Source organism: Halolamina litorea (assembly GCF_026616205.1).
GTDB classification, from domain to species: domain Archaea; phylum Halobacteriota; class Halobacteria; order Halobacteriales; family Haloferacaceae; genus Halolamina; species Halolamina litorea.
Window position 1 is genome coordinate 147,679 of the sequence record NZ_JANHGR010000003.1, and the last position, 22,225, is coordinate 169,903.

19 protein-coding genes are annotated in these 22,225 nt (G+C 66.5%); 9 read left to right on the forward strand and 10 right to left on the reverse strand.

Translation table 11 applies throughout. The features are described from left to right. Positions 1–122: 122 nt before the first annotated feature. Positions 123–341, reverse strand: coding sequence for a hypothetical protein (locus NO998_RS15065; RefSeq protein ID WP_267648113.1), 219 nt, complete (start codon positions 339–341; stop codon positions 123–125). Further along, positions 341–2,497, reverse strand: coding sequence for a hypothetical protein (locus tag NO998_RS15070; RefSeq protein ID WP_267648114.1), 2,157 nt, complete (start codon positions 2,495–2,497; stop codon positions 341–343). Before NO998_RS15070 ends, NO998_RS15065 begins: the two co-directional genes overlap by 1 nt. A gap of 501 nt (positions 2,498–2,998) precedes the next feature. Here NO998_RS15070 and NO998_RS15075 point away from each other — a divergent pair. Beyond that, on the forward strand, positions 2,999–4,588 hold the full coding sequence (locus NO998_RS15075) for an alkaline phosphatase family protein (protein WP_267648115.1): 1,590 nt from the start codon (positions 2,999–3,001) through the stop codon (positions 4,586–4,588). After that, positions 4,578–5,579 carry a GNAT family N-acetyltransferase gene (locus tag NO998_RS15080; protein WP_267648116.1) on the forward strand — a complete coding sequence of 334 codons (1,002 nt, stop codon included), beginning with the start codon at positions 4,578–4,580 and terminating at the stop codon, positions 5,577–5,579. The genes NO998_RS15075 and NO998_RS15080 overlap by 11 nt, the downstream gene beginning before the upstream one ends. Positions 5,580–5,633: 54 nt before the next feature. On the opposite strand, the gene NO998_RS15085 is transcribed toward NO998_RS15080, so the two are convergent. Together NO998_RS15085 and NO998_RS15090 are read right to left on the reverse strand one after the other, a co-directional pair. Beyond that, positions 5,634–6,053, reverse strand: a complete 420-nt coding sequence (locus NO998_RS15085) for a hypothetical protein (RefSeq protein ID WP_267648117.1) — start codon at positions 6,051–6,053, stop codon at positions 5,634–5,636. A gap of 226 nt (positions 6,054–6,279) precedes the next feature. Beyond that, positions 6,280–7,572 carry an MFS transporter gene (locus tag NO998_RS15090; RefSeq protein WP_267648118.1) on the reverse strand — a complete coding sequence of 431 codons (1,293 nt, stop codon included), beginning with the start codon at positions 7,570–7,572 and terminating at the stop codon, positions 6,280–6,282. Between the two features lie 163 nt (positions 7,573–7,735). Between NO998_RS15090 and NO998_RS15095 the strand changes: the two genes are divergently transcribed. Then, complete coding sequence (locus NO998_RS15095) at positions 7,736–8,446, forward strand: helix-turn-helix domain-containing protein (RefSeq protein ID WP_267648119.1); 711 nt, start codon at positions 7,736–7,738, stop codon at positions 8,444–8,446. Between the two features lie 55 nt (positions 8,447–8,501). On the opposite strand, the gene NO998_RS15100 is transcribed toward NO998_RS15095, so the two are convergent. Next, entirely contained in the window at positions 8,502–8,714 is a 213-nt protein-coding gene (locus NO998_RS15100) for a hypothetical protein (protein WP_267648120.1), read from the reverse strand. 1,021 nt (positions 8,715–9,735) lie between these two features. On the opposite strand from NO998_RS15100, the gene NO998_RS15105 reads away from it, so the two are divergent. Further along, positions 9,736–10,965, forward strand: a complete 1,230-nt coding sequence (locus tag NO998_RS15105; RefSeq protein ID WP_267648121.1) for an orc1/cdc6 family replication initiation protein — start codon at positions 9,736–9,738, stop codon at positions 10,963–10,965. A 575-nt stretch (positions 10,966–11,540) separates the two neighbouring features. Here the strand turns inward: NO998_RS15105 and NO998_RS15110 are convergent. Together NO998_RS15110 and NO998_RS15115 are read right to left on the reverse strand one after the other, a co-directional pair. Continuing rightward, the gene (locus NO998_RS15110; RefSeq protein ID WP_267648122.1) at positions 11,541–12,053 is read right to left on the reverse strand and encodes a GNAT family N-acetyltransferase; all 513 of its coding nucleotides are present in this window, start codon (positions 12,051–12,053) and stop codon (positions 11,541–11,543) included. Between the two features lie 89 nt (positions 12,054–12,142). Beyond that, positions 12,143–14,524, reverse strand: a complete 2,382-nt coding sequence (locus tag NO998_RS15115) for a heavy metal translocating P-type ATPase (RefSeq protein WP_267648123.1) — start codon at positions 14,522–14,524, stop codon at positions 12,143–12,145. A gap of 161 nt (positions 14,525–14,685) precedes the next feature. Here NO998_RS15115 and NO998_RS15120 point away from each other — a divergent pair, with 161 nt between their 5' ends. Further along, a complete protein-coding gene (locus NO998_RS15120; protein ID WP_303648390.1) occupies positions 14,686–15,480 on the forward strand; it encodes a sulfite exporter TauE/SafE family protein in 795 nt (264 codons plus the stop codon). A gap of 133 nt (positions 15,481–15,613) precedes the next feature. On the opposite strand, the gene NO998_RS15125 is transcribed toward NO998_RS15120, so the two are convergent. Then, positions 15,614–15,985 (reverse strand): DUF7970 domain-containing protein, encoded by a 372-nt coding sequence (locus NO998_RS15125; protein WP_267648125.1) that lies wholly within the window; start codon positions 15,983–15,985, stop codon positions 15,614–15,616. Beyond that, entirely contained in the window at positions 15,982–16,848 is an 867-nt protein-coding gene (locus tag NO998_RS15130) for a ParA family protein (protein ID WP_267648126.1), read from the reverse strand. The genes NO998_RS15125 and NO998_RS15130 overlap by 4 nt, the downstream gene beginning before the upstream one ends. 665 nt (positions 16,849–17,513) lie before the next feature. Here NO998_RS15130 and NO998_RS15135 point away from each other — a divergent pair. Continuing rightward, a complete protein-coding gene (locus NO998_RS15135; RefSeq protein WP_267648127.1) occupies positions 17,514–19,640 on the forward strand; it encodes a PQQ-dependent sugar dehydrogenase in 2,127 nt (708 codons plus the stop codon). A gap of 100 nt (positions 19,641–19,740) precedes the next feature. Further along, entirely contained in the window at positions 19,741–20,100 is a 360-nt protein-coding gene (locus NO998_RS15140) for a hypothetical protein (RefSeq protein ID WP_267648128.1), read from the forward strand. Positions 20,101–20,106: 6 nt separating this feature from the next. Here NO998_RS15140 and NO998_RS15145 read toward each other — a convergent pair whose 3' ends face one another. Further along, positions 20,107–20,514 carry a DUF6788 family protein gene (locus NO998_RS15145; RefSeq protein WP_267648129.1) on the reverse strand — a complete coding sequence of 136 codons (408 nt, stop codon included), beginning with the start codon at positions 20,512–20,514 and terminating at the stop codon, positions 20,107–20,109. 111 nt (positions 20,515–20,625) lie between these two features. Between NO998_RS15145 and NO998_RS15150 the strand changes: the two genes are divergently transcribed. Together NO998_RS15150 and NO998_RS15155 are read left to right on the forward strand one after the other, a co-directional pair. Next, positions 20,626–21,711 (forward strand): enolase-like domain-containing protein, encoded by a 1,086-nt coding sequence (locus NO998_RS15150; protein WP_267648130.1) that lies wholly within the window; start codon positions 20,626–20,628, stop codon positions 21,709–21,711. 90 nt (positions 21,712–21,801) lie between these two features. Beyond that, complete coding sequence (locus NO998_RS15155) at positions 21,802–22,218, forward strand: archease (RefSeq protein WP_267648131.1); 417 nt, start codon at positions 21,802–21,804, stop codon at positions 22,216–22,218. Positions 22,219–22,225 lie beyond the last annotated feature (7 nt).

The window sequence follows — 22,225 nt, forward strand, 5'->3', positions numbered from 1 at the left end:
CCACATCAAAGCCCCATCACCAGAAATCGGTGATTTCTGGTTAGCAGTCAGAACACGACGCGTTCTGACGACACCCTCAAGGACCGAGGCGCGTATGCGCCGAGGGAGTAGGGTGGGGTAGTTTACCGGACCGTACCGAGGTCCCGAACCGAAGCCTCGTCGACGATCATGAACGCGTCCTCCGCCAGCAGGTCCTCGTCGGTGGGGAGCACCAGTGCCCGGTTCTCGCCGTTCGTGTTGGTGCTGATCACGTCGAGTTCGACGACTTCGTAGCCGAGGTCGTCGGTGGGGTCCGGGTCCTCCGAGACGTCCCACCAGTCCGTCGAGGGGTCGTGTTGCATCAGGCGTTCCTCTCGATGTCGACGACGGCGTCGCCGTCCACGGTGATGCCAGTCACGTGACCGTCAAACCGGTAGGCGTCGACGCCGCTGCCGACCAGGCCGATGACCTTCCCGTCCTCCGCGAAGTCCTCAACGCGGCTCCACATGGTGCCGTCCTCGGTGGGCTGGCTGGCCTCCGTGTCACGGGCGACCGAGCCCGAAACCGTGAACGTGTAGGTGGTCAGGCCGTCGGTGTCGCCGTCGATGACGATCTGGTTGGGCAGCGTGTCGGCGGTCTCGCTGTCGCCGTCCGTGGTGCTGTCCGTCGATCCGTCGGTCGACCCGTCCGTGGAGCTGTCCGTCGAACCGTCCGTGGAGTCGTCGGTCGATCCATCCGTGGAGTCGTCCGTCGACCCATCCGTGGAGTCCCCATCAGTACTGGAGCCGAAAGCGGTCGGGTCGACGACCTCACCGTTGACCAGCACGTCGAAGGCGTAGTCCTGGTCGTCCCAGTCGAACGACTGGATCGTACCGTCGACGAGGTAGGCGTCGCCGTAGCCGTCGTTGCCGGTGAAGCCGGTGACCGTCACCGTACCGTCGGCGTTCTGGACGACCGTGTCACCGTTGCCCGACGTGATCATGTCGGAGGTCTCGTGGAGTTCCGCGCTCCCGTCGACCACGAACTCGTAGTTGAGCGGGCCGGACTGGCGTGCGACCACTTCGACAGTGTCGGCGCCCGTGCTGTCGTCCCCGGTGGAGCTGTCGGTCTTGCCGGTCAGGTCCGCGAACGTCGTCGTCGTCCCGTCGACCGAGAGGTCGATTGTCGCCGCCGCCGGGACACTGTAGTCGACCACGCTCCCGCTGAAGCGGAAGGAGTCGAGTTCGTCGGGCGCGAGCACGCTCGTCACCGTCGCCGTGCCGTCGCCGTTGTCGACGACGGTGTCGCTGTCGGCCTCCGCCTCGCCGGCGAGTTCGGCCGAGCCGTCGACCGTGAAGTTCACTTCGGCCGTTTCGGCGTTATCGGGGCTGGCGTGGAGGGCGAGCGTGTGGTCGAGGGAGGAGTCCTCGGTGGTGCTGCCGGAGCCGCTGCCCCACGGGCCAATGTCCGTGCCCACGCCGTCGATGTCGTCGGCCGACGCGTAGCCGGTGACCGCCGACGGGAGCGGGAAGGTGACGCTGTCGTCCTCGGTGAGCCCCGAGCCGTCGTAATCGGGCTCGATCGTTCGGCTGCCCGAGCCGGCGACGGTACAGTTCTCGATGGTCACGTCCATCTCGCCGCCGGACTTGTCCCGCACGATGTCGCGGTCCGAGTCGTTGTAGAACGCACAGTCGCGGATCTCGACGGTCGCGCCCGCGGCGCCGTCGTGAAGCTCGATCAGGTCGGCGGTGCCGTCCACGTCGAGGTAGATGAACCAACAGTTCTCGATCAGCAGGTCCGCGGGGTGACGCAGTCGGATCCCGCGGGCGTGTGGGACGTTCGTGTCGTCGTTCTCGACCTGCTGGGTGACCGCGATCAGGCTGTTGCGGATGACCGTCCGTTCGTCCTCGTCGGTGCCGTCTCGGTGGCCGACGCGGATGTTGGCGATGTTGTTGTTCACCGCCGCGCAGTTCTCCATCGTGACCGGCGGCTTGTCGAGGTAGGCGCCGTTGTTCACCATCCACCCCCACGCGGAGTTCCGAACCGTTAGGCGGTCGTTACCGCCGTCCGGCGTGTACATCGCCCGGTCCTCGCTCTCCTGCCCCCCCTCGGGCCAGATGAGCCCGTCGACGGTCGCACCGGGGTGAAGGTTGATCCCGGACTTCGGGTCGTGGTTCGACCCGCGGACGACAACGTTCTCGAGGCGACCCTCGATCGACCCGTCCATGGTCCCGGATTCGAGGTTGAGCACGACGTCGCCCGGACTCCCCTCACCGACGATGGCCTCGCCGCTGTCGTTGCGGAGGCCGTCGCCGTCCCACGAGTACTCGCCCGCGGGAATCGTCACGTCCCCGCCCGAGAGGTTCACGTCGGCGGCGGTCGCGCTCCCCATGATCCCGCTCAGACCGCCGAGTGCCGCGGTGGCGCCGACCGCCTTCAGCATCGACCGGCGGCCCAGCTGTCGCCCCGCCGACTCGTCCGTCGCGTCGTTGGTAGGATCGTCCTTTCCCTGACCGTCGTCGCCATGGCGTTCTGCCATGGACGGGTAGAGAGAGATTACCCGAAAAGGTATTTTGACGGGCTGGGGCCCAGTCGGCGGTAAAACGGGCCTACTTGGCGACGAATGCCATTCAGTTCTGAACCGAATCCAGACCGGATCAAGACGAGATCGAAACCCGATGTCGGAAGACTGGCGACCGGCAGAGCTGACGCGCACGCCGACCAGTAGGACGGGTTATACGTTCAGTAGGGCCTTTCGAACGATTCGGTAACCACGTTCTACAGCCGGTAGGACGGTCCATACGGGTTGAAGAGGCGGAGAACGGCGTCGATCGGCTGTCGGTCCGTCGACGTCGACGGCGGGGCCGCGATCGCGGGAACGCCGGATGGGCCCCGGCCGCGGCGTCATCGTCGCGCACGGGCCCGTTTCGGTAGGTCGGTCGTACGGCTCGGGGAGGGGTACCTGCAGTGGTCACGATATCCATAACAATTGCTGGGGGCGGGGAACACGGCTCCCGTGTCACCCCGAGTATCGACCGAGATGGAGACGCTGCTTATCGGCCTCGACGGGGTCTGTCGGGACGTGCTCGAGCCGATGTTCGACGCCGATCGGCTGCCGGCGCTCGCCTCGCTGTTCGAGGACGGGGTCGTCGGCGACCTCGAATCGCAGGTGCCGCCGTGGACCCCGAGCGCGTGGCCGTCGCTGTACACGGGTGTCAACCCCGGGAAGCACGGCGCGTTCGACTTCCTAGCGTTCGACGGCTACGACTGGGGGCTGGTGAACCGGACCCACGTGCGCGAGCACGCGATCTGGGAGCTACTGGATCGCCACGATACCTCGAGCGTGGTCGTGAACGTGCCCGTGACCGGCCCACCCCGTGAGTTCGACGGCGCGCTCGTGCCCGGCTACGTCAGTCCGGAGCCGCCCACCTGTCACCCGGAGGGACTGCTCGACGAACTCGAAGCGGAGCTCGGGGAGTACCGCGTGTACGCCCCGTCCGGCGTCGAGGGCGACGAAGCGATCGAGTGGTACCGGCGGCTGGTAGAGATGCGCGGGGAAGCGTTCCGACTGCTCGCCGAGCGCGAGGACCCGACGTTCGGCTTCCTCCAGTTCCAGCAGACCGACACGGTGTTCCACGAGCGGCCGGCGGACGAGACGGCCGTTCACACCGTCTTCGAGGCCGTCGACGAACAGGTCGCCGAGACGCTCGAGGCGTGTGACCCAGACCGGGTGATCGTCGCCAGCGACCACGGCATCGGCCCCTACAGCGAGGACGAGTTCCGGGTCAACGAGTACCTCGCCGAGATGGACTACCTCCGCACGACCACCGGCGAGGGCGGGATGCCCTCCTGGAGCAGCATCGTCAGGGAGAAAGAGGAGTCCGCTTCCTCGGTCGGCGGCCGGCTGGTGGCACTCGCGGCCACGCTGGGAATCAGCAGCCAGCGGATGGGCGATCTGCTGGACCGCCTCGGCCTGAAAGACTTCGTCCTCCGGCACGTCTCGACGGGGACGGTCCGGGCCGGCTCCGAGCGCGTCGACTTCGCGGACTCGGCGGCGTACATGCGTTCGCGCACCGAGTTGGGCGTCCGGATCAACAAGGCCGGCCGGGACCCCTCGGGAGTCGTCGCGCCCGCGGAGTACTCGGCAGTTCGGGACGACCTGATCACCGCGCTGAACGAGGCGCGGGCACCCGACGGCGAGCCGATCTTCGACGACGTGGCGCCCGCCGAGGAGTTCTTCGATGGGCCCTACGCCGACGAAGCCGTCGACATCGTCACGATCCCGGCGGGGTTCGACCGCCTGCTGTCGGCGGCGATCCGTGGCGAGGTGTTCGGCGACCCGCCAGACGAGTGGAACCACAAGCGGACGGGCATCGTCGCGATGACGGGCGACGGCGTCGACGAGACTGCGGGTCTCGACGGCGCGCACCTGTTCGACGTGGCGCCGACGGTGCTCTCCTCGCTCGGGCTGCCACCGTGTGACCGCATGGACGGGGGCACGCTCGCCCCCATCGACGGGGTCGAGCCGGAGCCGTACGCGCCGTTCGACCCGCGGCTCGAACGGACCGAAGACGACGACGTGACCGAGCGGCTCTCACAGCTCGGATACATCGACGACAATGAGTATTGAGGTAACCACGGTCGACGACGCGGGAAGGTGGAACGAACTGTTGTCGGAGACGGCGGGGGCGGCCGCGTTCCACCACACGGGGGCACTGGAGGTGTTCGAAGCACACAGCGCCGGGACGTGTCACCGTCTCGTCGGGCTGAAAGGCGAGGAACCGGTCGGGCTGTTCCCGGTGTTCACGATGCGGAAGGGCCCGGCGACTGCGGCGGTCTCGCCGCCGCCGAACCTCAAACTCCCGTATCTCGGACCGCAAGTGCTCAACCGCCAGTCACCCAAGCGGCGACGGCGGGACAAGCGGAACCGCCGGTTCGTCGATGCGTGTCTCGACTGGCTGGCGAGCGAACACAGTCCGAACTACACGTCGATCCGGACCGCGCCGGGCTACGATGACGTCCGGCCGTTCATCTGGCAGGAGTACGAGACGACGCCGCGGTACACATACGTCGTGGACATCGACCGGGATCCCGAGACGCTCCTGTCGGCGTTCAGTACTGACGCCCGGCGGAACGTCACCGACGAGTACGACGTGGAGTACGAACTGACCGAGGGGAGCATCGACGACATCGACCGCATCGTCGAGCAGGTCGAGCAGCGCCACGCGGAGCAGGACGAGTCGTACCCGCTGGACGCCGCGGTCGTGCGCGATCTCTACCGGTCGCTCCCGGAGGGTGTCGTCCGGCCGTACGTCTGCCGTATCGACGGATCGTTCACTGGCGGCGTCATCAACATGGAGTACGGCGACCACGCCGTGCGCTGGGTTGGCGGGGCGAAGGTGTCGGCGGACCTTCCGGTGAACGACCTGCTCGACTGGGCGTACATCACCGACGCGATGGAGCGGGACGTGCTGACCTACGACCTCGCCGGGGCGAACAACCCGCGTATCGCCCGGTTCAAGGCGAAGTTCGCGCCGGACCTCGTCCCCTACTACCGGCTGGAGAACGGGACGCGAACCATGTCGACGCTCTCGAAGCTGTACGGGAGCCTCAGCGGGTGAGTGCCAGCACGGAGTCGGCTGACCGGACAGTCGGTGAAGAGAGGGCGGCGCCGATCAGTCGCTGATCGACGGTACGTCCGGGGGCGACTCCGTCAGCGGGGAGAGGAGTGCCGGGCCCACGATGTCGATCCCGTAGGCGTCGGCGATACTGAGTGCGCCAGTGTCGAACCCGACCGCCGAGACGACGATCACGTCCTCCGGGGCGGCGACTTCCGCGTAGACCCCGAGCAGCGTCGAGGCCGTGATCTCCCCCGCCTCACCCGGGACGGCGAGGATGATCCGTGGGTTGGCCGCGCGGACGAACAGTACCACGCCCGCCTCCACGGGTCGAGTCACGTCACCGGTTCCGGGCGGTAGCTCCGCCTCGGAGGGCCTGACGACCTCCCAGCCGTACTCCCCCCACGTACGTGCGACGACCCGAGCGAACGCCTCCGCGTCGAGTTCGCGGAACTGATCGACCGTGCTGGAACTCATCGTCCCCCGGTGACTGCCGGCCTCAATCGCCGCGTCGGATCGCGGACCCGTCGTCCCGTTCGATGTCGTACCATCAACAACGCAACACAATCGGGTTTGGCTTGGTTATACACTTCTTACCCATCGATTTCTGGGGTTCCGAGGTCGTTCGCGGAAGGTCGAAAAAGCGGCCTGCGTCGGCGGCGTCGATGCTCGTCAAGGCTGCTGTGTCCGTCGCGGTACTGACTCAGTCATGGACGTGCGCCGATCCCGAGTGGCCCTCGGCAGGGGCTGGCGGTTCGTGCGTGCCGAACTCCGGGTGGGTCTCCTCCATCCAGAGGGTGACGATTCCCCCCGAGACGAACATCAGGCCGGCAGTCAGGTAGAACGCGGCCTCGACGCTGGCGAACTGCATCGCCAGCCCGATGACGATGGCGCCGACGCCGTAGCCCGAGTCGCGCCACATCCGGTAGACGCCCATCCCGGTCGCCCGCCACGTCGGGTGGGCGGCGTCACCGGGCACCGTCATCAGGTTCGGGTACAGCAGCGCCATGCCGATCCCGGAGAGCCCGGCGAGGGTTACCCACGGGAGATAGCCCTCCACGAGCACCATCCCGAGAATGCCGGCGCCGGCGAGGAACATGCCGGCGACGACTGGTGGGCGGCGACCGATGCGGTCGGCCAGCCCGCCGGTCCCGATCTGGAGGAAGTACATCGCGCTGTGGACGCCGACGACGAACCCGACCGCGGCGATGCCGAGCCCCCGACTCGTGAGGTAGAGCGGGACGGCGAGCCAGAACAGCGTATCGACGAACTTCTCGATGTGGCCGGCCTGGGCCGCGGCGAACAGCGTCCGGTCGCCGTAAGTCGCGCGCTTCAGGACCGCGACGAACGGGAGGTTCGCGTCGTGGTGGTCCTCGTCCTCGATCTCCGCTCGTGCGAGTTGCAGCGTCTCCTTGACCAGGAACACCGAAAGCAGGAACGCCAGAACGACGACGATCGCGAGGAAGTAGAACGGCTCGGGCCGGAGCCCCGTCCGGGCGGCGATGGCGCCCGTGATCCACGCGCCGACAGCGACGCCCGTGTAGCCGAACGCCTCGTCGATCCCCACGGCGAGACCACGCTGGTCCGGCCCCGCGATGTCGATCTTTGCGTTGATCGCCATGCTCCACGTCAGCGCCTGGTTGACCCCCAGCAGGACGTTCCCGACGGTGACCCAAGCCCAGTTGGGGGCGTAGATGAGGATGACCGGTAGCGGGAGCGCGGTCAGCCAGCCGAGGATCAACACGGGTCGGCGACCGTACGCGCCGCCCCACTTGCCGGCATAGAGGTTCAGGAACCCCTTGACGAAGCCGAAGGAGACGACGAACGAGCCGATGACGAACAGCGACTCGACGCCGAGCACGTCGCGGCCGAGAACGGGGACCACGGCCCGTTCGGAGCCGATAGTCAGCCCGGTGGCGAACACCAACAGGACGTGGAGCGAGAACTGTCCGAGGTGTTCGCGGATCCCCTGTGTCGGCTCGGTGTCGCTGCTCATCGACCACCCCGAAGGCGGCCGGTGCTGTCGCTGTCGGTTCCCTCCCACGCCGGTTCGTCGACGGACGCCGCCATCAGTACCTTTCGATTGGTACGGTACGGGGATATGGGTACTGCCGGTCATGACCGGTACCGTTAATCACTGCACTCCCGAACCTGTCGGTATGGGTCTGTACGAGGCCTCGATCCGGGTCAGACACGAGTGTCCGTACCGACGGATCTCGGAACGGCACCCGGACCTGACGATCCGCGAGTGGCCGTTGAGCGACTGCCAGGTGCTCGAAATCTCGACGGCGGCGACGCCGACCGACGAACTGCTCGCCGAGATCGACGAGATCGGGACCGTGCTACACGAATCGGCGAACGACGAGGGCTATCACGTCGTCACTCGCTCCTGTCTCTGTTCGCTCGAAGCGTCGATCGTCGACCGGTTCGAGGACCACAACTGCCTGTACCAGTCGCCGACGATCTACCGACAGGGGTGGGAACACTACACGGTAATCGCGTTCGACGAGGACGACGTGCGGGACCTGCTTGCCGACCTCCGGGCCGACCGGGACATCGAACTGCTCTCGAAGACGGCGATTTCGGAGACACAGATCCCACACACCATGCTGGCACCGGCCGGACGGCTGTTCGAGGACCTCACCGACCGACAGTTGGCGGCGCTCCAGGTCGCGCTCGAACGAGGCTACTACGAACAGCCACGGAAGACCACGCTGCGGGAGTTAGCCGAGGGGACCACCGTTGCCCGCTCAACCTACGAAGAACACCTCCGCAAGGCGGAGAACAAACTCCTCACGAACGCGGGACAGTTCCTCCGGCTAGTTACTGCCACTTCGACGGCCGACCCACTCGGAGTGGCGTCGCCGTAATGGGTGGACGCTGACGGAAGCGAACGGTATCACCAGAGAACCAAGGTGGGGTAGTTCACGAGCCGAAGTAGGGGATGTGATCCCACTCAAAGATCATACAGAAGAGGATCGAGAAGCCCCAGAGCGTCCCGCTCGCGACCAGTACGTACCAGCCGAGCGGTACTGTTTCCCAGACGACGATCATCAACACGCTGAGTACGACGCCAACGAGGCCGATCACCGCACCGATCACGCCGGGGCAGTCGGCCGGTGAAGGTAGAGAGACCATGTTTTTCAGATAACACGATTGGTCGTGAGGATACTAAACGGTGACCTTGGATGACGAAGGTGTCGAGGGTGAGTTCCCTGGCCGAAATCGAGGCTCGCTGGAACACACACACCCCGGGTGTCGAGTGTAAGTGCCAAAATACGGTGGTGGGAGTCCTTCTACGACGCGGTCACGAATCGGCCGAAGTGGCGAAAGCGCAGAGTAGGACGGTGGTGTACACGAGATCCAGCACGACCTCGTCGATTCCTCGATCCATCGGGACGTTCTGTCGTCGAGGCCCGAACAGATCATGGCGGATGGCCGCAGCCGAACAAATGCTACTTAAAAGACGGCGCGACTGTACAATTCAGGACGTGTGGGTTACTCTCTTCTTGCGTTCTCAGATGTCTGTTTTGCTGCTACAATAAAATATATACCATAGATATAGATAGTAGTAGTAGTAGCAGTCCCAGACACGAAGTAGGAGTCTACTAACTACTGTTCGTGGCGTTGTCGTCGCTGTACCGTCTACCGTCCCAATTTGGTAAACGCGGCGAAGCGACCCCCCACCCCCACTATTTTGGCCATTTACACTCGACACCCGGGGTGTGTGTGTTCCCCCACTCGCCGTTCGTGTGAGCGAGTCGACCCCTGAGGTATAGTCGGTACCGACAGCGTGATCTGCCGGGACGCCACGTCGACGTCGTCGGCCAATTGAATACACTCGACACTTGGGGTGGTCTCGGGCAACACGGGGCGAGAGTACCAGAAACGTCAACGGATACACTCGACACCCGGGGTCGGACCTGGCAGTATAGGGTGACATTAACACGGATATCTCAACCGTTACACTCGACATCTGGGGTTCTCCGGCCGTCGACCGGGACGAGAAGCGTGAGTTGTGTATTCAGCACTCTAGCGGCCTATATCGGACGTATTCGGGTGGATACTCTCGACGCCCGGTGTGTCTCATCCCGCATCTTTATAGTGCCACACCGGCTGTCGTGTGTAACATGGAGCGGAAAAGTCGGGTGGAAGGCTGATGGGCGAGGAGGCACAGAGCTCCCTCGACTCCATCTGGGAGAGCAAGGACCCCATCTTCGCCGATAAGGAACTCCTCGACATCGAGCACATCCCCGACGAGGACCGGATCATCGGGCGCGAGGACGAGATTTCCGACCTCGCGAACGGCATCCATCCGGCGATCCGCGGCGGCAAGCCCCGGAACACGCTGATCTACGGCAAGACGGGGACCGGCAAGAGCCTCGTCGCGAAACACGTCACCCGGAGTGCCGAGGCGTTCGCCCAGGAACAGGGCACACGACTACAGCGGGCCTACATTGACTGTACACAAGCGACGACCGAGACGCAGGTCGTCATCAAGCTGGCTCGCGCGTTCAACGACCCCGACGAGACCGACATCTCCGTGCCGCTCTCCGGACTCTCGACGAACGCCTACTACGACCGCCTCTGGCGGGTCCTCGACGCGCGCCACGACGTCGTGATCATCATCCTCGACGAGGTCGACAAGCTTCAGGAGAACAACGTCCTGATGCAGCTCTCCCGGGCAGGCGAGGCCGGCAAACTCGACACCTGCAAGGTCGGCATCCTCGCGATCAGCAACAAGATCTCGTTCAAGGACAGCCTCGACGAGCGCGTCCTGAGCAGCCTGCAGGAGCGGGAGTTCATCTTCCCACCGTACGACGCCAATCAACTCCGAGAGATCATGCGCCACCGGAAGGACGCCTTCCACGAGGGCGTGCTCACCGACGACGCGATCCCGCTGGCGGCGGCGTTCGCCGCACAGGAGCACGGCGACGCTCGGAAGGCGCTCGACATCCTCCGGAACGCCGGCGAACTCGCCAAGGACGACGGCGACGACCTTGTTCGGGAGGAACACGTCAGGAACGCCAGGGAGAAAGCCGACGTCGACCGGTTCTCGAAACTGCTGCAGGATCAGCCGACGCAGTCGAAAGCGGCGGTCTACGCGCTCTCGCTCATCGCCGACGCCAAGAACGACGAGGAGTTCGCGACCCGTGAGATCTACGAGCGCTACGAGCAACTGACCGAGCGGCTGGACATCGACGCGCTCTCGCAGCGACGGTTGGCCGACCGGCTCAACGAACAGGCGTTCCTCGACATCCTCGGCGTCACTGACCGTGTGGGCCGCGGGCGTGGGAAGGGGATGACGAACTTCTACTACCTCCTCGAGGACCCCGGGGTCGTCCAGACCGCCATCGAGTCCGATCAGCGCTTCTCCGAGAGCGAGTAGCCTGCTGGCCAGTTTTTCACTCGACACCCGGGGTGGTCGACCTGTCCGAGCCCGCACCCGTTCGACACGCGAGCACCGAAACGACGTTACGAACGCTCTCGAAGCTGATACCGGGAACTTACACTCGACACGAGGGGTGGGGGCGACGTAGCTCGGGCCTCTCGACGGCGAGACCGTTCGGACCGGCCCCGAACGTCACGGTAATCGCTTCGCCCTCGGCGCCGACGTCCCGACACCCGGTCACGTTACACTCGACACCCGGGGTGATTCGGTACCGGCGACGGTGACCGACGCCGATAGACAGCGACAGTGATCGGCGCCGATGGCCGGCATCCGACGCACACGCTACCCACTCTCGCCGATAGGCGAACCCCTGAGAACCCTCAAAAAGCCTGTATCCGGCGGTTTTACACTCGACACCCGGGGTGATGGCCGGAGTCTTAACCAACAACACCGCGCCATTCAGGCCGGTTGTTGGTTAAGACGGTTGCAGTTCGGGACTGGCTCGACCGAGCACGACGCAGCGGCGCCCTTCGAGCAGTAGTGGGGACGAAACAGCGTACCCGAGGGGTCCGCTAGCTCTCCGCCTGCTCGAACTCCGGTCGGTAGGTGACGACGCCGTCGACGCCGTCCAGTGCGCCGCCGTGAAGCGGTTCGACCATGAACGCTTCGTCGGCGCCGTACTCGTTCCCGAGTCCGTACTCGCTCGCGCGTTCGAAGCCGAACCGGGAGTAGTACTCGGGATCACCCAGCACGACCACCGCGTCGACGCCGGCCGCACGGCACGCCGCCAGCCCCTGCCGAATCAGCGACGAACCGACCCCGTCGTTCTGGTTCTCCGGAAGGACTCCGACCGGCGCCAACCCCACCAGTTCGATAGCCACGTCGCAGTCAGCTACAGTCACTCGGGAGAACAGAACGTGACCCACGACTCGCCCGTCGATCACTGCGACAAGCGAGACCACGGCCTCGTCGGCGTCGTGCAGTCGCTGCACGATGCGTGCCTCGTCAGTCCGTCCGCCGAAGGCACGGCGATGCACTTCGAAGACCGCGTCGGCGTCACGCTCGCTGTACGGTCGGATATCCATGGGTATTCGACGGTAGTGAGCCGGCCCGTGTGCAAGGCGTGATCGGTCCGGGGCCGTCGCCCCCGGCGACGCGCGGGGCCGGCTCGGACCTACTCCTCCAGCAGCGGCCGCGAGGAGTTCGTCACGACCAGCAGGCTGCTGGCGGCCATCGCCACTGCGGCGAACAGGGGATTCAGCAGCCCCGAGAGCGCCAGCGGGATGGCGACCGCGTTGTAGCAGAACGCCCAGCCGATGTTCTGTTTCACCCGTTTGCCGGTCGCCTTCGAGAGGTCGAAGACGGTCTCGAGCGAGCCGAGGTCGTCGTCGATGATCGCCACGTCGGCGGCGTCGACGGCGATGGCGGTGCCGCTTCCGAGCGCGATCCCGAGATCCGCGCTCGCCAGCGCCGGCCCATCGTTGGTGCCGTCGCCGACCATCGCCAGCGTCCGACCGGCACCGAGCCGTCTGACGGTCTCGGCTTTCCCCTCCGGGGGAACGCCGGCGAACACCTGGTCGATCGCGGGGTGCTCGCGGTAGGTCGCCGTCGCCTCGGTCTCGTCGCCGGTGAGCAACACCACGTCGACGCCGCGGTCGGCGAGGCCGGTGACGGTCTCCTCCCACCCCGGTCGGGGTTCGTCGCCGAGCACGAGCAGCCCCACCGCCTCGCCGTCCCGGCCCACGAGGATCGGGAGGTCGCCCTTCGAGCGAACCGTCGACGCCCGGTCGCGGAGCTCCTCACCGACGGGCCAACCCCGCTCGCCGAACAGGTCCGGGTGCCCGACGACGACCTCATGGCCGTCGACGACACCGCTGACACCCTGCCGGTGGCTCTCGAACTCAGAGACGGGGTCGTCGTCCCAGTCGCTCTCGACGGCGTCGGCGATAGCCGCCGCGATCGGGTGTGAGGAACGCCCTTCGAGGACCGCCGCGGCCGCGAGCGCCGCGTCCGGCGCGTCGGACTCCTTCACTTCGAGGTTCCCCGTCGTCAGCGTCCCCGTCTTGTCGAAGACGACGGTGTCGACGCCGCGGAAGCGCTCGAACACCGTCTCGTCGAACACGACAATGCTTCGCTCGATCGCGTCGCGGATCCCCGAGGCGACCGCCAGCGGCGTCGCCAGCCCCAGCGCGCAGGGACAGGAGACGAGCAACACGGTGAGCGCGATCAGCACCGCCCGGGTGGGTTCGGCACCGAGTGCGAGATAGCCCACGCCCGCAATCGTCGCCAGTACGATCACCGTCGGAACGAAGATCACCGCGAGCTTGTCCGCCAGCTTCTGGACGCCGCCGTTGGCGCTCTGGAGGTTCCACAGCAGGCTCGTCACCCGATCGATGCTGCTGGTGGCGCCCTCGCCGACCTCGACGGTGAGCGAGCCGTCGGCCAGTACTGCACCGCCGACGACACGATCGCCCGGCTCCTTCGAGACGGGGAGGGACTCGCCGGTCACGACGGCCTCGTCGACGGTCCCCTCGCCGTCGATAACGGCGCCGTCGACGGGGATCCGGTCGCCGGTCCGGACGAGCACCCGCTCGCCACCCGTCAGATCGGCCACGTCGACGGTCGTCGTCGAGCCGTCGTCGTGCAACAGCACGGCGTCGGAGACCTGCTCGCCGCTCAGCTCCGAGAGCAGCCCCATCGCGCGGTTCTTGATCGAGGACTCGTAGTAGTTGCCGGCGGTGACGACGACGATGATCGCCACGGTCACGTCGTAGTAGATGTCGATCCGGCCGAGCGCGGCCGCCAGCGTGCTGTAGGCGAACGCGCTCAGCGCCGCCAGCGAGACCAGTAAGTCCATGTTCGGCGACCTCGCGCGCAGGCTCACGATCGCACCACGCAGGATCGGGCCACCGACGCCGAACAGTACGATCGACGTGAGCAGCGCCAGCACGACGTAGAAGTACGTCGCGCCCTGTAGCTGTGCTTCGGCCATCTCGGCCAGCCACGGCGGGTAGAGTCCGAAGTGGACCGGGTAGATGTATACGAGGTACGGGATCATCACGGCCATCCCGAGCATCGCGCCGGCCGCGATCCGCCAGAGCAGCGTGTCCTCAGCGGTGACGCCGGGGTTCTGCCCCTCCCGGTCGTTTGCCACGTAGCCCGCCGTCGTCAGTCGCTCCCGGACCGACTCCTCGGACACTCTCTCAGGGTCGTGGTCGACCCGGACCGTCTCAGTGACGTAGCTCGCTTGTGCGCCGCTGATACCCTCCTCGGCGCCGGCGACGGACTCGAGGAACGCCTCGCAGGTGGTACAGTGCATCCCGCTCACGTGGTAGTACGAGCGCTCGTGACCCTCGGGTGGCTCCTCGTCGAGGGCGGTCTCGTCGGCTTTCGCCTCGCGCACGTCGTCGGCCTCGATCGCGGCGTCGCCGAGGGCGTTCTGTACGTCCCGACAGCCGGTACAGCAGTACACCGCGTCCTCGCCTTCGACGCGACCGCGCGCCAGCGAGAGGCCACAAAGCGCACACTCGCCGTCCTCGACAGCTGTTGCCGTCATCGCCCGGCCACCCCGGTCGTCGGCTGGAACGATCCCTTGCTCGGACACGACGCTTCGACACTCACACCAGAACTGCAAACCCCACAGCCCTCGTAGTGTTGGGTCGTGATCCGTGACCGAACGCTGTGTGCCCGACAACGGGCGGGACCGTGGGGTGGGCGATGATCCCGGCGGGGCTTCCGGCCCACGTCGGGCCGCTGCCGACCGGCGAGGTCGAGATCGCCGTCTTCCTCGTGGTCGGCGTCCTCGGCGGCGCCCACTGTCTGGGGATGTGCGGGCCGCTGGTGACGATGTACGCCGACCAGATGGACAGCGGGGGCCGCGACGGCGTGCTCTCGCTCTACGAGGTGCGCCAGCACGCGCTGTTCAACGCCGGCCGGACCGTGAGCTACGCCCTCATCGGCGCGCTGTTTGGCTCGTTGGGAGCCGTCGTCTTCGGCGCGGCGTCGACGGTAACTGCCATCGGCGACACCGTCCGAGCGGTCTCCGGCCTGGTCGTCGGCGTGCTGATCCTCGTCGTCGGCGCCCGGTACGCCCTCGGCCAGTTCGGTGGCCACGGGCTCTTCGGTGGGGGCGGGAGCTGGTTCGGCGCGGTCTACGGCCGACTCACCGGGCGCGTCGAGAAGTGGGCCAACGGCCCCGGCATCTTCGGGCTGGGGCTCGTCCACGGGCTGTTGCCCTGCCCCATCCTCTACCCGGCGTTCCTCTATGCCTTCGCACAGGGATCGCCGGCCGTCGGCGCCGTCTCGCTGACGCTGCTCGGGCTGGGGACGTTCCCGACGCTGTTCCTCTATGGCACCGTTATCGGCGCCGTCGGGCAGCGACACCGCACCCTGCTCCACCGTGCCCTCGGCGTCGCCTTCCTCGCGATGGGTTGGATGCCGATCGCGCACTCCCTCCAACTGTTCGGGATCGCCATTCCCCACATCGAAGTGCCGGTCTACCTGCCGTTCTGACGGCGAGAGCCGGTCGCCGCCCGGCTCGACTCCGGTTCGATGGGTCACGGAGCAGGTAGGGGACGGAGGTAGGTGTCGATTCTGGTTCGAACGTCTAACTGGGTCGGATGAGCATGCCCACGTTCGAGTGAGCTTACTCCTCCCGCCCTGCGGCCAGTTCGTCGGCGATCTCCTCGGGGTGCTCCATCGCCACGCGCAACACCGCCTCGTGGAGCTCTCGCCCCGCCTCGTTCCTGACGCCGCGATCCCGGAGGAGCCGTTTCACGTCGATGTCGAGGAAGTCCTCGAACTCGTCGTGGGTCGTCTTCCGCGGATAGATCTGGGCCTGCACCGCCTCGTCGAACGGGAACGCCGGCTCCTGTTCGTCGCCAGCGTTGCTTCCCGCGTCGTCGGTGCCCTCGATGGCGCTACCGTTCGCCGCGACGCTGTCGGTTGCCTCCTCGTCGGTGTCGGCGGCCGCGACTTGCTCCTTGCCGGCTTCGTTGAGGTCGTCGAACCCCGTCATCGGTCGATCCCTCCACGCTCGACGATCGAAGCCAACTCGGCGTAGTTCTCCAGTTGGTCACAGTCGCCGTCAAAGTCACGAACCGGCAGCCCGGCGTCGTGGGCGGCGTCGATGGACCCGCGGAAGCGGATCCCCGGCAGGCCGCCGTCGTACTCGCCGGCGTCGATGGCGTCCCACTCCTCCTCGGTGATCCGGGCGTAGGACGGGACGATGTCGTCGGCGATGTCGAGGGAGTTGAGCTGTTCGAGTAGCCCGCGGTCGCGGGTGTCCTGATCGATCCTGCTGTTCAGCGCTGTCGGCGTCACCGCGAGGATGTTCAGTTCGAAGTACTCGCGGGCGTCCTCGACGAGCCGCTGGATCGTGTTCGAGAGCCCCGAGTCGTAGCCGCTCTCGGGTTTGAGCGGGATGATGATGTTCCCCGTCGCGTACATCGCGTTGTCGTTCAGTTTCCCGCGGTTCGCCGGGCAGTCGACGACGATGTAGTCGTAGGTTTCCCCCAGCAGCGGGTCGACCAGGTGCTTGCGGAGCCGCGCACTCCCCATCGTCGCGTTCCGGAGTTCGTTCTCGACGGACTCCAGTTCGGTGTGAGCCGGGAACAGGTCGAGGCCGTCGACGACGTTCACGGTGTATTGGGTCGGGTCCTCCCCCTCGACGAGGACGCGCTTCGTGTGGTTGGTCTCGCTCGTGAACTCCGCTTCGAAGCCCAACTGCCGAGTCATGTGGCCGTTGTCGTCGAGGTCGACGACGAGGGCGCTGTCGTTCCGGTGGGCGAGTTCGCGTGCGGTGTTGATCGCGGTGGTCGTCTTACCGAACCCCCCCTTCAACACGCCGACGCTGACCGCCCGAGGTGCTGTCTCAGTCATGGATTTCTGAAGCAGCTACTGCAGCTACGGTACCTAAGGTAACTTGGGTACCTAGTACACCTGCAGTAGGTGCTGTTTTCGTACGTCGAACCGTCGGGCACCCACTTGAATCTACCTACGGTAGCTGCCGCAGGCGCTTGAGCTGCCGAATCTACCCACGCTACCTTAGTTACCTAAGGTGAATGTGGTGTCGAACGCGGCCGGATTCACGGGTGTCAGCTCCTGGATCGTCGCCACAGTCGCACACATCGCGCAGTTACCCCCGGCACATCAGTCACCAAAGCCGAAACAGCTACCCGAGTTATCTTAGTTACCTTAGTCACCTCAGGTAGCTCTGCTGGATGCGGTACCTCGTCCACCGTAGTAGCCACCGGTACCTCCCCCAGCTTCGGCGCCGATGGCGCCGGCGACTCGTGCCGACGAACGCCGGCACGCGGATCATCGACGCCCGGTGGCCGCTCCAGCAGTAGGGTCGCCTTTTTCGCTCGGCGGTCCCGAAACCCCGCCTCCGGTCGTGCGAAGTGGTCGACGGCCGTCGCGTGCAGGAGCTCCCTCTCGATGGAGCGCGTAATGTGACGTTTCACACGCGTGTCCGACCTTACTCGATACACGTCTCGGATTGGTTATTTATAACGAAGCTCGTCGCTGCCGAACCCGCGTACGTCATGGAGAAGCATCCAGAACCCGGCAAACGCGACGACGAGTCGGACAGCTACGGCCCGGAACGGGCCGAATCAAGCACTTCGCGCCGACGTCTGCTCCAGGGCGTCGGCGTCGCCGGCCTCGGTTTGGGGCTCGCGGGCTTTGCCGCCCAGCAGAAGAGTACGACGTTCGTGTTCGACGGGGAGGTAGAGGCGTGGCAGGGGCAGTCCCCCGAGTCGATCCTCGGGGCAAACCCGACACTCCCGCTCCAAGCGGGACAGGAGTACACCGTCGAGTGGGAGAACGTCGACGGGCAGCCACACAACTTCGTGATCCTCGACGCCAACGAGGAGCAGCTACTCCGGACGGAGATCATCACCGAGCAGGGGGCGACCCAGTCGGTCACGTTCACCGCCACCGAGGAGATGGCGACGTACCTCTGTGAGGTCCACCCGACGACGATGGTCGGCGATATCGAAGTGACCGGCAGCAGCACGGGGACCGGAACGGCGACCGAGGACGCGACCACCGAGCAGGGTGCCGGAGCCGGCTTCTTCAGTCCCGGTGCCGAGGTCGGCCTCGAGGTCGTCGCCGAGGGGATGACCGCGCCGACGGACCACGCCCTGCCCGGCGACGACAGCGGCCGGCAGTTCGTCGCCGACCAGACCGGCGAAGTGTGGACGATCACCGAGGAGGGCCGCTCCGAGACCCCGTTCATCGACGTCTCGGACCGCATGGTCGACGTGGGCGGCGGGGAGTCGGCCGACAGCGTCTCGTACGACGAACGAGGGTTGCTCGGAATCGACTTCCACCCCGAGTTCGCCGACAACGGACGCTTCTACCTCCACTACAGCGCGCCGGCGAACGAGGAGACCCCCGATGGCTGGGACCACGTCGGCGTCGTCTCCGAGTTCACCGCCACCGAGGACCGCTCCGCGGGGGACCCCGACTCCGAGCGGACGATCCTCGAACTCCAACAGCCCCAGTTCAACCACAACGGCGGCCCCATGGCCTTCGGCCCGGACGGCTACCTCTACGTTCCGACGGGCGACGGCGGCGGCGCCAACGACGAGGGACCGGGTCACGTCCAAGACTGGTACTCCCCGAACGCAGGCGGCAACGGGCAGGACGTTTTCGAGAACCTCCTCGGGGACGTGCTCCGGATCGACGTCGACTCGGAGTCGGGCGACCAGCCCTACGGCATCCCGGAGGACAACCCCTTCGTCGACACGTCGGCCCGCGAGGAGATCTACGCCTACGGCTTCCGGAACCCCTACGGGATCTCCTTCGACAGCGCCGGGAACTGCTTCGTCGCCGACGCCGGTCAGAACCTCTTCGAGGAAGCGAACGTCGTCGAAGCCGGCGGCAACTACGGTTGGAACGTCAAGGAGGGTACCCACTGCTTCAGCACCGACAGCCCGAGCGACCCGGCAGCGATCACCGACTGCCCGTCGACCGGGCCCGCGGAACCGCCCTACAACGGGGACCCCCTGATCGACCCCGTCGTGGAGTTCCCGCACACCTATGAGGGAACGGGCGTCGGAATCACCATCATCGGGGGCCACCGGTACGAGGCGTCGACGATCCCGGAATTGGCCGGGAAGTACGTCTTCGGCACGTGGACGCGAGGCACGTCGGGGCCCGCCCCAGAGGGCCGCATATTCGCCGCGACGCCTCCTGAGGGGTTCGACACGGGCGGCGAAACTGGGACCGGCGACGACATGGCCGGAAACGAGACCGCCGAGAACGACACGACCGGTAACGAGACTGCTGGCAACGACACGATCGGTAACGACACGGCCGGCAACGAGACCGCCGCTAACGGCGGGATGAACGGGACGGCCACGGCGACACCCGCCGACGGAGACAGTGGCGCCGACCCCGGAGCCGTGCCGGTCGAGGACCTCTGGGAGATGGAGGAGGTCGTCGTGAGCGGGGAGTTCCCGTACTTCGTCCGCATGTTCGGACAGACGGCCGACGGCGGCGTCGCCGTCCTCGCCAGCCAGAACCCCGTTCCGGACGGCGACACCGGTGTTTTGCTGGCGATCGTTCCCCCGGGTGACGGAGACACGACCGGAACGGCGACGGAGGCACCGAACGGAACGATGACCGAAGCGCCGAACGGAACGACGGGCAACGAGTCCCAGTAGGCGACGCCGGTCCTCCAGTCGTCCGACTCAGCGGGGTAGGTGCCTCGTAGCCCGGCCGGAACGGCCTCATAACTATTCGGTTCCGGACACGACGGGAGCCATGGCGCTCATCGACTCGGTGATCGTGTTCCTCGTCAGCCTGTTGATCGGCGCGCTCGGCATCTACGTCGGTGCCCGCGTCGTCACCGACCGCGACGACTACAGCTACGCGATCATCACCGCACTCATCGGCGCCGTCATCTGGGTCGTAGTGGCCTTCTTCGTCGGCTGGATCCCGTTCCTCGGCCCCCTGCTCGCGCTGCTCGCGTACGTCGCCGTCATCAACGCCCGCTACCCCGGCGGCTGGTTGAACGCGGCCGCCATCGCCATGATCGCGTGGCTCGCGTCCGTCATCGTCCTCTACATTCTCGGGGTGCTCGGGTTCGCCAGCTTCGAAGCCATCGGCGTCCCCGGTGTCTGAACCGGCTCACTCCGGCGCATCTGCCGGGCCTTTGTACTGCGACCGGATCTTGTCGCCGTCCCGCCACTGCCAGTAGTGATAGCGGTTGCCGTTGATCTCCTTGATCGTCGTCGAGGCTTTCGCCGGCACACCCTCGGGGCGGTCCTCAGCATCCGCGATCGAGTCGGTACGGTCCTCGCCGGCGTCGTCCGCATCGTCCGCGCCGGCGACATCGTCGCCCGTCCCGCCGCTCACCTCCTCGGCCGACTGCCGGGCTTCTCGACGGTGGGTCGCGAGGGCACCCGCGTAGTCGGACAGTGCACTCGTGTAGTCGGCAAGCGCGGTCAGTTCCTCGGCGTCCAGATCGGCGACACTCTCGACGACGCTCTCGGAGAGGGTTTCCGGGGGTTCGGGCGAGGACGGGTCGTCGGGCATCGTGACTCGATTAACCAACACGGCGCGGAGAGCATACGTGTGTTGGTTAAGAACGCCGGTGTTCGGTTCGCCCGCCGCCGGAGTTTTCCCCCTCACAGCCCACCGTCCGGTATGGCCGACACCACGCCCGACTCGGCGCTGTACCGGGAACTCGCTGACCTCCCGCTCACCGTCGAGGGGTTCGACTACGAACAGTTCGAGCAGGACACCTCCTCGGACTTCACCCGCGTCACGACGGTCTTCGAACTCGCCGGCGACGGCGAGACCGGCCGTGGCGAGGACGTTACCTACGACACCGAGGACCACGAGCGTGTCGCCGACGCCATCGACGACGGTCGCTTCACCCTCCCCACCGGCTCGTTCACGTTCGCGGAGTTCTCCGCGGCGCTCGATGGCGTCGACCTCTTCCCGGGCGATGGCCCCGAGCGCGCCGACTCCCACGACTACCGCCGCTGGGCCGTCGAGTCGGCGGCGCTCGACCTCGTGCTCCGCCAGAACGACACCACGCTGCCCGACCTGTTCGACCGGGAGCACCAGCCGGTCCGCTTCGTCGCCAGCACGCGGCTTGGCGACCCGCCGAGCGCCGACCGCGTCGAGGAGATCCGCTCTCGCAACCCCGGCATCGGTTTCAAGCTCGACCCCACCCCCGACTGGAGCGACGACCTCATCGACGACTTGCGGGCCCGTGATGCGGTCCGGATCCTCGACCTGAAGGGTCACTACGAGGGGACCGACGTTGACAACGAGGCCGATCCCGCGTTCTACCGGCGGATCGTCGAGGGGTTCCCGGACGCCGTCATCGAGGACCCGCGGCTGACCGAGGAGACCCAACCGGTGTTTGCGGGCGCTGAGGGTCGCGTCTCGTGGGACAGCCCGATCCACAGCCTCGCCGACGTGCGCTCACGCCCGTGGGTGCCGTCGTGGCTCAACGTCAAGCCGTCCCGGTTCGGGACAGCCGCGTCGCTGTTCGAGACGGTCGAGTGGGCGCTGGCGAAGGGGATCACCCTCTACGGCGGCGGCCAGTTCGAGCTCTCGGTCGGGCGCGGACAGGCCCACGAACTCGCTTCGCTGTTCTACCCCGACGGCCCGAACGACCTCGCGCCGAGCGTCTACAACGAGTCGTCGCTGCCGCCGGAACTCCCCCGTAGTCCGATCGCTGTCCCGGCCCGCGGCGCCCACGAGGGCTTCGGCTTCTAAGCGCCGACCCCGCGATCCACCCGCCCTGGGCCGACCATCGGTGATCCACCCTAACGTGAATGTGCCTGCGAGCGAACGACTCCGGTAGCCATGTCGTTCGAACTCCTCGAGCATCCCGGCGACGCCAAACTCAGAGCTCGCGGCGAAACACTCGAAGACGCGTTCTCGGGCGTCGTCGATGCCGTCTCCGCCCTCGTCGGCGGGACGGGGATCGACGGTCCCGAGACGACCCGCGAGGTCGAACTCGCCGCCCGCAACCCCGAGGCCCTGCTGTTCGACTTCCTCGACCGGCTGATCCTCTTTCAGGACCTCGAAGACGTCGTCGTCACACGAGCCACGGCGCTCGCCATCGAGGAGACCGACGACGGCGTCAGGCTCTCGGCGACGCTCCACGGGGTCGCTATCCCGCCCGACCGCACCCTGCTCGACGTGAAGGCGCCGACCTACAGCGAGATGCGGATCGAGGAGAACGCCGAGTGGGTCATCGAGGCGGTCCTCGACCTCTGAGCGGTCC

Excerpts from the sequence above, each read along its gene's own strand:
- NO998_RS15065 (WP_267648113.1), bottom strand. The coding sequence starts at position 341 with ATGCAACACGACCCCTCGACGGACTGGTGGGACGTCTCGGAGGACCCG.
- NO998_RS15070 (WP_267648114.1), bottom strand. The coding sequence starts at position 2,497 with ATGGCAGAACGCCATGGCGACGACGGTCAGGGAAAGGACGATCCTACC.
- NO998_RS15075 (WP_267648115.1), top strand. The coding sequence starts at position 2,999 with ATGGAGACGCTGCTTATCGGCCTCGACGGGGTCTGTCGGGACGTGCTC.
- NO998_RS15080 (WP_267648116.1), top strand. The coding sequence starts at position 4,578 with ATGAGTATTGAGGTAACCACGGTCGACGACGCGGGAAGGTGGAACGAA.
- NO998_RS15085 (WP_267648117.1), bottom strand. The coding sequence starts at position 6,053 with ATGAGTTCCAGCACGGTCGATCAGTTCCGCGAACTCGACGCGGAGGCG.
- NO998_RS15090 (WP_267648118.1), bottom strand. The coding sequence starts at position 7,572 with ATGAGCAGCGACACCGAGCCGACACAGGGGATCCGCGAACACCTCGGA.
- NO998_RS15095 (WP_267648119.1), top strand. The coding sequence starts at position 7,736 with ATGGGTCTGTACGAGGCCTCGATCCGGGTCAGACACGAGTGTCCGTAC.
- NO998_RS15100 (WP_267648120.1), bottom strand. The coding sequence starts at position 8,714 with ATGGTCTCTCTACCTTCACCGGCCGACTGCCCCGGCGTGATCGGTGCG.
- NO998_RS15105 (WP_267648121.1), top strand. The coding sequence starts at position 9,736 with ATGGGCGAGGAGGCACAGAGCTCCCTCGACTCCATCTGGGAGAGCAAG.
- NO998_RS15110 (WP_267648122.1), bottom strand. The coding sequence starts at position 12,053 with ATGGATATCCGACCGTACAGCGAGCGTGACGCCGACGCGGTCTTCGAA.
- NO998_RS15115 (WP_267648123.1), bottom strand. The coding sequence starts at position 14,524 with ATGACGGCAACAGCTGTCGAGGACGGCGAGTGTGCGCTTTGTGGCCTC.
- NO998_RS15120 (WP_303648390.1), top strand. The coding sequence starts at position 14,686 with ATGATCCCGGCGGGGCTTCCGGCCCACGTCGGGCCGCTGCCGACCGGC.
- NO998_RS15125 (WP_267648125.1), bottom strand. The coding sequence starts at position 15,985 with ATGACGGGGTTCGACGACCTCAACGAAGCCGGCAAGGAGCAAGTCGCG.
- NO998_RS15130 (WP_267648126.1), bottom strand. The coding sequence starts at position 16,848 with ATGACTGAGACAGCACCTCGGGCGGTCAGCGTCGGCGTGTTGAAGGGG.
- NO998_RS15135 (WP_267648127.1), top strand. The coding sequence starts at position 17,514 with ATGGAGAAGCATCCAGAACCCGGCAAACGCGACGACGAGTCGGACAGC.
- NO998_RS15140 (WP_267648128.1), top strand. The coding sequence starts at position 19,741 with ATGGCGCTCATCGACTCGGTGATCGTGTTCCTCGTCAGCCTGTTGATC.
- NO998_RS15145 (WP_267648129.1), bottom strand. The coding sequence starts at position 20,514 with ATGCCCGACGACCCGTCCTCGCCCGAACCCCCGGAAACCCTCTCCGAG.
- NO998_RS15150 (WP_267648130.1), top strand. The coding sequence starts at position 20,626 with ATGGCCGACACCACGCCCGACTCGGCGCTGTACCGGGAACTCGCTGAC.
- NO998_RS15155 (WP_267648131.1), top strand. The coding sequence starts at position 21,802 with ATGTCGTTCGAACTCCTCGAGCATCCCGGCGACGCCAAACTCAGAGCT.